The following is a 9,873-nucleotide window of genomic DNA, read 5'->3' as shown; positions in this document are numbered from 1 at the left end:
CAGAGTGAATGCCTTGGCACCAGGAGCCGAAGAAAGACGTGATAAGCTGCGAAAAGCTGCGGGGAGCTGCAAATAAGCTATGATCCGCAGATATCTGAATGGAGCAATCCGGCGGATGTAACGGTCCGTCATGGCGTACTGAATTCATAGGTACGTCAGGGGAACCGCCTGAACTGAAACATCTAAGTAGGGCGAGGAAGAGAAATCAACAGAGATTCCGCAAGTAGTGGCGAGCGAACGCGGAAGAGGGCAAACCGGGATCAGAAATGATGCCGGGGTTGAGGACTGCATTTAGCATTGAGGTAACCTAGAAGAACTGCATGGGAAGGCAGGCCGAAGAGTGTGAGAGCCACGTATTCGAAAGGTGAAGACAGCGAGCAGTATCCAGAGTACCGCGGGACACGTGAAACCCCGTGGGAAGCCGGGGGGACCACCCTCCAACCCTAAATACTCCCTGGTGACCGATAGAGCAGAGTACTGTGAAGGAAAGGTGAAAAGGACCCCGGGAGGGGAGTGAAAGAGAACCTGAAACTCTGTGCCTACAAGCACATAGAGCACGTCAAAGTGTGATATGGTACCTTTTGTAGAATGGTCCGGCGAGCGTACGCATGTAGCAAGGTTAAGCACTTCAGGTGTGGAGCCGAAGGGAAACCGAGTCTGAATAGGGCGAGTGAGTTTCATGCGTAGGGCCCGAAACCGGGTGACCTATCCATGTCCAGGTTGAAGTGGGAGTAAAATCCCATGGAGGACCGAACCGACCTCCGTTGAAAAGGCGGCGGATGAGGTGTGGATAGCGGAGAAATTCCAATCGAACCCGGAGATAGCTGGTTCTCCCCGAAATAGCTTTAGGGCTAGCGTTGTATTAGATTACCGGAGGTAAAGCACTGAATAGGCTAGGGGCCGAGAGGTTACTGAACCTTATCAAACTCTGAATGCCGGATAATTGATGTACAGCAGTCAGACTACGTGAGATAAGTCTCGTGGTCGAAAGGGAAAAAGCCCAGACCCACAGCTAAGGTCCCAAATACACGTTAAGTGGAGAAGGATGTGGAGTTGCGAAGACAACCAGGATGTTGGCTTAGAAGCAGCCACTCATTTAAAGAGTGCGTAATAGCTCACTGGTCGAGTGACTCTGCGCCGAAAATGTAACGGGGCTAAACGTGTAACCGAAGCTTGGGATTCCGTAAGGAATGGTAGGGGAGCGTCGTATATGGGGTGAAGTATGAGCGTAAGCGCATGTGGACTATATACGAGTGAGAATGCCGGAATGAGTAGCGAGAATTATGTGAGAATCATAATGGCCGAAAGTCTAAGGTTTCTGGAGGAAGGTTCGTCCGCTCCAGGTTAGCCGGGAGCTAAGGTGAGGCCGAAAGGCGTAGCCGATGCACATACGGTAGAGATTCCGTAGCTGCCGAAAGATTTAAGCAGGAGGACACTGTAGAAGGGTATGACCCGGGCGTTGGTTGCCCCGGGCGAAAGGGACCGAAACATAGTAGGGAAGCATACTTGGATACAGGCGAGAAAAGCCCTGTGAATATCTCAGGCACCCGTACCGCAAACCGACACAGGTAGACAGGAAGAGGATTCTAAGGCCAACGGGAGAAGGGTTGTTAAGGAACTCGGCAAGTTGACCCCGTAACTTAGGGAAAAGGGGTGCTCACGAGAGTGAGCCGCAGAGAATAGGTCCAGGCGACTGTTTAGCAAAAACACAGCTCTATGCTAAATCGAAAGATGACGTATATGGGGTGACACCTGCCCGGTGCCGGAAGGTTAAGAGGAGGAGTGAGAGCTCTGAATTGAAGCCCCGGTAAACGGCGGCCGTAACTATAACGGTCCTAAGGTAGCGAAATTCCTTGTCAGGTAAGTTCTGACCCGCACGAATGGTGTAACGATCTGGACACTGTCTCAACAGCCCGCCCGGCGAAATTGTAGTACCGGTGAAGATGCCGGTTACCCGCGACAAGACGGAAAGACCCCATGGAGCTTTACTGTAGCTTAATATTGGATTTCGGTATTTCATGTACAGGATAGGTGGGAGGCAGAGAAGCGAATACGCCAGTATTCGTGGAGCCAACGTTGGGATACCACTCTTGAGGTACTGGAATTCTAACCTGCGGCCGTGAAACCGGTCGGGGGACATTGTTAGGTGGGCAGTTTGACTGGGGCGGTCGCCTCCAAAAAGGTAACGGAGGCGCTCAAAGGTTCGCTCAGCATGGACGGAAACCATGCCTTTGAGTGTAAACGCAAAAGCGAGCCTAACTGCGAGAGGGACGTCTCGAGCAGTAACGAAAGTTGGAGTTAGTGATCCGGTGGTATGTGAGTGGAAATGCCATCGCTCAACGGATAAAAGCTACCCTGGGGATAACAGGCTGATCTCCCCCAAGAGTCCACATCGTCGGGGAGGTTTGGCACCTCGATGTCGGCTCATCGCATCCTGGGGCTGAATTCGGTCCCAAGGGTTTGGCTGTTCGCCAATTAAAGCGGTACGCGAGCTGGGTTCAGAACGTCGTGAGACAGTTCGGTCCCTATCTGTCGTGGGCGCAGGATATTTGAGAGGAGCTGTCCCTAGTACGAGAGGACCGGGATGGACGCACCTCTGGTGCACCAGTTGTCTTGCCAAAGGCATAGCTGGGCAGCTAAGTGCGGATCGGATAAACGCTGAAGGCATCTAAGCGTGAAGCCGGCCTCAAGATAAGATATGCCACTGCATAAGCAGGTAAGACCCCTTGAAGACTACAAGGTAGATAGGCCACATGTGGAAGCGTCGTGAGGCGTGCAGCAAGGTGGTACTAATCGGTCGAGGGCTTGACCAAGCGAAGGATAAGGTTTTAGATAGGCGTTTTCATTGTTCGATTTTGAGGGTGCGTAAAGCATCTTAGAGAAGATCCGGCGCGGAAGCGGTGAGAGAACGGCTTCCAATCAGGGAAACCTGAGAAAGCTACACGCGCCATTAGCTCAGTTGGTAGAGCAGCTGACTCTTAATCAGCGGGTCCCGGGTTCGAGTCCCTGATGGCGCACCATTAAGGGCGGCATCGTAACCGAAGCAGGAATGTTCGGTTAGAAGTCCGACAGGAGGAGATAAACCGCCAATCGCACAGCGCAGGCTTGTGCTCTTGGACAGGGACTCCTCACTGATCAAATTGCCACTGGCAAATTGATCGGGCGCTCGGACTGATGGCGCACCAAAGCGGCCCGTTGGTCAAGCGGTCAAGACACCGGCCTCTCACGCCGGTAACGCGGGTTCGATTCCCGCACGGGTCACCAAAGGCTGGTGTTTATTACGTTGAGGATCCACCTGTTCCCATTCCGAACACAGTAGTTAAGCTCAACAGTGCCGACAATACTTGGCGGGTGACTGCCTGGGAAGATAGGTCTATGCCAGCTCTAAGAGCAGACATTACAAGATGTCTGCTCTTTTTTTAAATTTGAAGCCGATTAACTCACTGATTCGTTATCTAATTAGGATGGAAAATTCTCCATGGAATGGCTATTGCGCGGACGGATGAAACGTGTTAGAATGGCAATATGGTCAAAACGCTTGAGTTGAGGAATTTACCTTCAGGGGTGGAGATTTTCGATTATCACGCGATTTGATGATTCAGAACAAGCCGGTAGGTACCGGGGAAAGAGGTAAGCGATGTATATTCAAAACAGAAGTATCCCGATGGTAATTATTCTATCAATTGTTACATGTGGTATTTATTTTTACATCTGGATTTATCAGGTCTCTTTGGAGATCAATAATACGTTGGGTCACTCTCAGGAGAGTGCCGGACTGGAAGTGCTTTTCTCGATCCTTACATGTGGGATATACACCATCTATTGGTTTTATAAATACGCCAAGAAACTGGTTACCCTTTCGGAAAATATGGGCGCTCCGGTGACCGATAACAGTCTTGTTTGCCTGCTTTTGCCGATTTTCGGTCTACAGGTCGTATCGCAGGGAATCATGCAATCCCAGATCAACATGCTGGCGGATGGAATGCAGCCGCGGGTTTAAGGTTAAGACAGCTTTTTATTGCAGCGTCATTTTCAATTTGTCTTTATTCTGCGGTTTTAGAAAAGGCGAAACGCTTGCTTTGCATTGGGACGATATAGACTTCAGCAACAAAGAAATCTCTATTGCAAAGTCGGTAGGAAAGACGGAAAGTGGCTTTGACTATAAAAAGCCTAAAACGCAAACTTCCATTAGGACTGTGCCTTTTCCCGAAGAAGTAATTGCCCTATTAAAGCAATACCATATTGAGTATATTCAAGAGCGATTCAGGCATGGTACGGCGTGGCAAGGAGATTTAGAGCATGGCGGCAATATCTTTATCCAGTCGGACGGAAAGCGTATGGGGCATACAACCCCCTATCAGTATTTCGTTAAGCACTTGCACCGCTATAATGAGTGGGTGAAAAGTAATTCCGTCAAGGCAAAGTCCGAGGGGTTAGAGGAACTGCCGATTATACCGCTTCATGGGTTGAGACATTCCTGTGCTACCCTACTCAACTATCTTGAAGTGAATATCATTGACATTTCCAAGATTTTAGGCCACTCTACCCCTTCCACCACCATGAACATCTATGCACATAGCTTTGAAGAACAGAAGCGTGTTGCAAGCAACAGGATTGACGAATTTCTTAGAAAGAACGCATAAAAATTTTGAGAGCCTTTGGATTTTCCGTCCATTGGCTCTCATTACTTGTCTTGAAGCTCCATATTATCCAGGGCATATCGTAAGGCCATGCTGATTAGCTCGTTTCTGGAACGGTTTGTTTTGGCGGCCAAGTCGCTGTATTCCTCCTGCAACTCCCTGTCTATACGGATCGTCATGGTGACAGTCTTATCCTCTTTGGGCGTGATAACAAATTTTTCCATAATGCAATCATCTCCTCTATGGTGTGATGATTACATTATAGTATGCCCACCCACCTCAATACTATGCCACAAATACGCTTTGAAATTTCAATGTACTTTTGTGTTACGGTGTGGTATAATGGGAGTAGCGCCCCAGCGAGCGTTGAACGACCAGAATAAATAAACGGAGGTTGAAGCACATGAAAGGAAAGAACGACAAAGGGCCGTCTGTCAAGAAGCCTATCTTCAAGAAGTGGTGGTTTTGGGTGATTATCGTTGTGATACTCGCCGCCATAATTGGGAGTGGTGGGGAAAATGAGAACAAAGTCCCGTCAACAACCGGTGACCCCTCGACAAGTACAAGCACCCCACAGGCAAGCGATACACAAACGGATGACACCCAAGGCGAAAGCAATTCGGAGTTTGACAACATCAACTTTGTTGTACGCAATGTCAGAAATGATGTTACAGGCAACTGGCGAATTGCCACGATTGCGGAAAGCATAGAGACTCAAAACTATGCTCTGGACTACTACAACAAATATTTCGAGGGTGACGAGGAGATTCACGCAATCGTGAACTTCACCTACAACACCACATCGAAAATATCTGTTATGGGGAATCTGTTAGATGTAACTATCTACGAGTATGTAGACAAAGAAGAACATGACGCAAAGTTACTCTTTAGCGGTATGGTGTTGGACGAATATTTCATTGACATAGACAGTGGGGAAATACTCAATGCACAAGAAACTACCTCCACAAAGGAAGTGTCTCCCGATAGCTTTGTTGCAGATGTAAAAGAAGTAATACAAGACGCAATCAGCAGTAAGACAGAATCTATTCAAGATGTGGTGCTGAAAGACGGAGATTTATGTGTTACTGTTGATTTAAGTAACGCAAATCCCGAACCATTGACTATTGGAGATTTGGCATGGTCCCGTGCCATTTCAATTACAGAAGCCATACTTAATATTCCTACATACGAAGCATACGAAGATTTGTGGAACACGATAAGTGTTGACTTTGGAACAGATATTGGAAAAGTAACCTGCGGAAAAGACGATGTTGAAACAAACGGATTTGGAAGATATTTTCCACCTGAAGGAAACTTTGATTCTCTTATCGGACTTGAATAAATTATAAATATCGTAATATAGGAAAGAGCCTTGACAGGAAATAAAACCAGTCAAGGCTCTTGCTTTATACTATTGTGATACTAAACTTACGGCGAGATAGGGGAAGATGCGCCGAAACAGGGAAAGCAAAAGTCCCCAAAAGGTAACAGTAGCAATACTTAGGGGGAATTAGGGAGAGATAGGGAAAGTGTTAGATAATCCTTAGAGAATAATGCAGATCAGCCCGGTACATCCGTCATTAATGATCCGCTCGATCGTCTCTTGGAGCTTCATTCGTGCATCTCCAGGCATTCGGTATAATTTGTTGTGCAGGCCCTGGTTGACCAACTCGTGCAAGCTGGTCCCGAAGATATTGGATTCCCATATCTTTTGCGGGCTTTCTTCAAATTCATGAAGCAGGTAGTGCACCAGCTCTTCGCTCTGTTTCTCCGATCCCACGATCGGGCTGACCTCGGTATTGATATTCGCCGCCATCATGTGGATACTGGGTGCGCTTGCTTTCAGCCGTACGCCATAGCGGCCACCCTGCTTGACGATCTCCGGTTCTTCGAGTGTGAGTTCCTCTAACGATGGCATCACGATTCCGTAGCCGGTTGCAGCCACTTCATCGAGCGCAGACTTGACCTTGTCATATTCCCGCTTCACAGCGGCCAGCTCGATGATGCAGGGCAGCAATGCGGATTCATCCGCGATTTCCAGACCGGTCGCCTCGCCTAAAATTCGGTAGAACAGCCCGCTCTCCATGTCGAGGGTAATCTGTGCGCAGCCGCTTCCGAGATCGATGTTTTCCATCAGCACCCGGTTGACGTGTTCACAATCGCCGAGGGTAAGCAAGCGGTTTTTGAGCTGCCCAATATGTTCTACCCCGCTTGCTGCCTCGCGGATACTGTCATAAAGAGAGGTTTTTAGCCAATGGCCCGATTCGAGTGAGGTGATCCATCCCGGCAGCGAAACAGCGACCTCCTGCACCGGGAACTGGAAGAGTACGTCGGTCAGGATGGTACGGATGTCGGTTTCCTCAAGGTCGAGACAGTTGACCGCAACTACCGGCACCTCATATCTTGTTTCCAGCTCAGATTGTAGTGCAACCGCCTGCGGTGCACGTGGGTTGGCGCAGTTTAACAGGACGATAAATGGCTTGTTGATCTGCCGCAGTTCGGAGATCACCCGCAGTTCGGCTTCCTCGTATTCCTGGCGAGGAATTTCGCTGATGCTTCCGTCGGTGGTGACCACCAGTCCAATGGTTGAATGCTCGTTGATAACACGCTGGGTGCCGATCTCAGCAGCAAGGTTGAAGGGGATCTCCTTCTCGAACCAGGGGGTCACGACCATACGCGGCTGGTCATTTTCGATGTAACCGAGTGAGCTGGGGACGATATACCCCACACAGTCGATCATCCGTACGTTGAGGGTCGCACTGTCTGCCAGTGAGATTTTTACCGCTTCCTCCGGGATGAATTTTGGTTCGGTGGTCATGATCGTACGTCCTGCCGCTGACTGCGGCAGTTCATCGGTTGCCCTCTCTCGTGCAAACTCACTGCCAATGTTCGGGATAACGAGCGTCTCCATAAACCGCTTGATAAAGGTCGATTTTCCGGTGCGCACCGGGCCGACCACCCCTATGTAAATATCGCCTCCGCAGCGCTGGGCAATATCCTTGTAAATGCTGTGTGTTTCCATGTTGTCCTCCTTTTCCGGCATTTTATGGCGTGATTATTTCATCGGGATCAGCAGCATCGTCTTTTCGCCAATGACACCGCCTTCAAGCTGGTTGCCCTCCCGGATCGCTTCGACCGAAGTGTTGTACCGTTTGGCGATCTCCCAGATCTGTTCCTGTTCCCCCGCGTAATAGAGGTAGAGCAGATTTTCCTGACGGGTTTTAGGACGGCTCTCGTCCACTGCTACATCGCAGAGCACATTTTTCCGGTACTGGCTGTAAAGGCTGCCGCGTATTTTGATCCCACAGCGCACCTCGATCTTTTCATGCCCTGACAGGGTGAATGCTGCGGTATCCGCCCGCACAGCGGGCGCAAATACCACGGTTTCGACCGGTCCATTGATCGCGACCTTATGGGTGAATTCGCGGACCTGTTCGTGATAGGTTGCCGAGCCTTCCTCGTCACAGGCGAACATGCAGATGGTGAGCCTGCCGGAGACAACCGCACAGTCTGGCTCAATGCGGACAGTTGCCGCGCCTGCGGCACACCAGAGGTCGATGATGTTCCGAATGCCGTCGGGCAGGTCAATCGACTCTTTATAGGTACAGGTTTCCGAAACCACATCAAGCAGCTTGAGGAATGGGAGCTGTTTCTGGCTCTGCTTGCACTCGTAGAGGGTGGAGTAACAGTCGCAGCAGGTGTCCAGTTCGACCCGTCGGTGAGCACAGACACAGGCGTTTACTGCGGCTTCGAGCGCGAATACCCGGTTTTCACCATCGCCGTTGCGCTTGGGGGACACATCCAGCCCGCAGACGTCGTACCAGATATTACAGACACATTCTTCGTCCACTCCTTCAACATCTACCACCTGGCTGACCGGAATCGCATATTCCATCAGTTCGAGCTGTTTGGGGTCCTCCTCACACTGGTAGATGATCCGGACAGAAAGTTCTCCTTTGGTGACCACCTTGCCGCTGATGACCTTATAATCGCTTACGTCAGCGGATGCGGTGTAACGGATGATATTGCCGATTGCGGGCTTGCCATAGCCGAGTTCCAGTTCCTCCCGCACCGAAAGCTGACGCGCCGACTGGGGCAGAAGCACTGTATTTTCGGCGCGGTCGCTGCAGAACTGCATACCCGCCCCATCAGCGCCGCAGACGATCTGTTCTTCGCACAGGCTGCTCACCCGCGCCTGGATACTGACTGCTCCTCGCATATCCAGCCGGCGAGGGCTGACCGCCCGGCAGTTGAAATAGTCGATGCTCTGGGTGACATGGACCGACGGGCTGGCAGGTGAACTGCGCAGCTCGATCGTTTTGGTATAGGGGATTTTATATTCGGCATGCCGCAGGCATCCGTCCTCGCTTAAATAGTAGAGGTGGACAACCGCCATCCCATCCACCGTCAGCTTTTCCCCGCTGACAGGTGCCGAAAGCAGGGATGGTGAAACCTCACACCGCAGAATTTTCTGAATATCCGGGCAGTAGTCAGGCAGCAGTACGTCACACTCAAGCGGCTGCTCGACAGCGCCGCTATAGACCGCTTCGTTTACAGTCACCGTTTGCCTTTGCAGATTCAGTTCCATCATATTGACCCTCTCCTTCTGTTTGCTACCACAACTATATGCCCACCTGTCCGCAATTATGCGGGAATGCCTGTTCCACTCTCCGAAAAATGCCGTTTTTTGCCGCGAAAAACATTGACAAAAAAGTTGATAAACACCCGGCAAATTCTCCTTATATGCACAAAATTTATTTTCAGAACCGGATTTCAACTCGGAAAACATTGACAAAAATTTAGGCTGTAGTATACTAAGAATATCAAAATATGCACAAATTTTATGTGCATAATATGAGAGGAGTAGATCTTTGATGCATGTAACAAAAAAACTGACCGCTACCGCATTCGCTGCTGCCATGGCGCTGTCCCTGGGCCTGCCGGCAGTCGCAGCCGACTTTGACGTTTATGCAAAGCGGATCAACACCAACAAAGAGGTTGCTGAGGAAAAGGCTCCGTTTGAGGGTGAACTGGACTTCGATGTTTATGCAAAACGCATTAACACCAACGAAGTGATCGTCGTGGAGAAAGAGCCGTTTACCGGTGAGCTGAACTTCGATGTCTATGAAAAGCGGATTAACACCAATGAAGAGCCGGTTGTCGAGAAAGAGCCGTTCCAGGGCGAGCTGAACTTCGACGTCTATGCCAAACGGATCAACACCAATGAAGAGCC

At 50.0% G+C, this 9,873-nt stretch carries 7 protein-coding genes, 2 tRNA genes and 2 rRNA genes; 8 read left to right on the top strand and 3 right to left on the bottom strand.

What is annotated here, in order from left to right:
- The 6 genes from C814_RS0104360 to C814_RS11360 all read left to right on the top strand — a co-directional run.
- Positions 1-2,813, top strand: a 23S ribosomal RNA gene (locus C814_RS0104360); the annotation flags it as partial.
- Between the two features lie 131 nt (positions 2,814-2,944).
- A tRNA-Lys gene (locus tag C814_RS11380) sits at positions 2,945-3,020 on the top strand.
- A gap of 169 nt (positions 3,021-3,189) precedes the next feature.
- A tRNA-Glu gene (locus C814_RS11375) sits at positions 3,190-3,264 on the top strand.
- A gap of 3 nt (positions 3,265-3,267) precedes the next feature.
- A 5S ribosomal RNA gene (rrf, locus tag C814_RS11370) occupies positions 3,268-3,384 on the top strand.
- 253 nt (positions 3,385-3,637) lie between these two features.
- Positions 3,638-4,000: a DUF4234 domain-containing protein gene (locus C814_RS11365; protein WP_016317982.1), complete on the top strand. Its 363-nt coding sequence runs from the start codon at positions 3,638-3,640 to the stop codon at positions 3,998-4,000.
- On the top strand, positions 3,978-4,643 hold the full coding sequence (locus tag C814_RS11360) for a site-specific integrase (protein WP_016317981.1): 666 nt from the start codon (positions 3,978-3,980) through the stop codon (positions 4,641-4,643). The genes C814_RS11365 and C814_RS11360 overlap by 23 nt, the downstream gene beginning before the upstream one ends.
- Positions 4,644-4,684: 41 nt before the next feature.
- Here C814_RS11360 and C814_RS11355 read toward each other — a convergent pair whose 3' ends face one another.
- The gene (locus C814_RS11355) at positions 4,685-4,864 is read right to left on the bottom strand and encodes a hypothetical protein (protein WP_016317980.1); all 180 of its coding nucleotides are present in this window, start codon (positions 4,862-4,864) and stop codon (positions 4,685-4,687) included.
- A gap of 179 nt (positions 4,865-5,043) precedes the next feature.
- On the opposite strand from C814_RS11355, the gene C814_RS22200 reads away from it, so the two are divergent.
- Entirely contained in the window at positions 5,044-5,982 is a 939-nt protein-coding gene (locus C814_RS22200) for a hypothetical protein (protein ID WP_016317979.1), read from the top strand.
- A gap of 201 nt (positions 5,983-6,183) precedes the next feature.
- Here C814_RS22200 and spoIVA read toward each other — a convergent pair whose 3' ends face one another.
- Both spoIVA and C814_RS11340 read right to left on the bottom strand, forming a co-directional pair.
- Positions 6,184-7,662, bottom strand: a complete 1,479-nt coding sequence (spoIVA, locus tag C814_RS11345; protein ID WP_016317978.1) for a stage IV sporulation protein A — start codon at positions 7,660-7,662, stop codon at positions 6,184-6,186.
- A 33-nt stretch (positions 7,663-7,695) separates the two neighbouring features.
- Complete coding sequence (locus C814_RS11340) at positions 7,696-9,231, bottom strand: DUF3794 and LysM peptidoglycan-binding domain-containing protein (RefSeq protein ID WP_016317977.1); 1,536 nt, start codon at positions 9,229-9,231, stop codon at positions 7,696-7,698.
- A gap of 283 nt (positions 9,232-9,514) precedes the next feature.
- Between C814_RS11340 and C814_RS24100 the strand changes: the two genes are divergently transcribed.
- Positions 9,515-9,873: hypothetical protein (locus tag C814_RS24100; RefSeq protein ID WP_016317976.1), on the top strand; the 359-nt coding region annotated here is incomplete at its 3' end.

This window comes from Anaerotruncus sp. G3(2012) (genome assembly GCF_000403395.2).
Lineage (GTDB): Bacteria > Bacillota > Clostridia > Oscillospirales > Ruminococcaceae > Anaerotruncus.
This window is presented reverse-complemented; position numbering and strand designations above follow the sequence as displayed.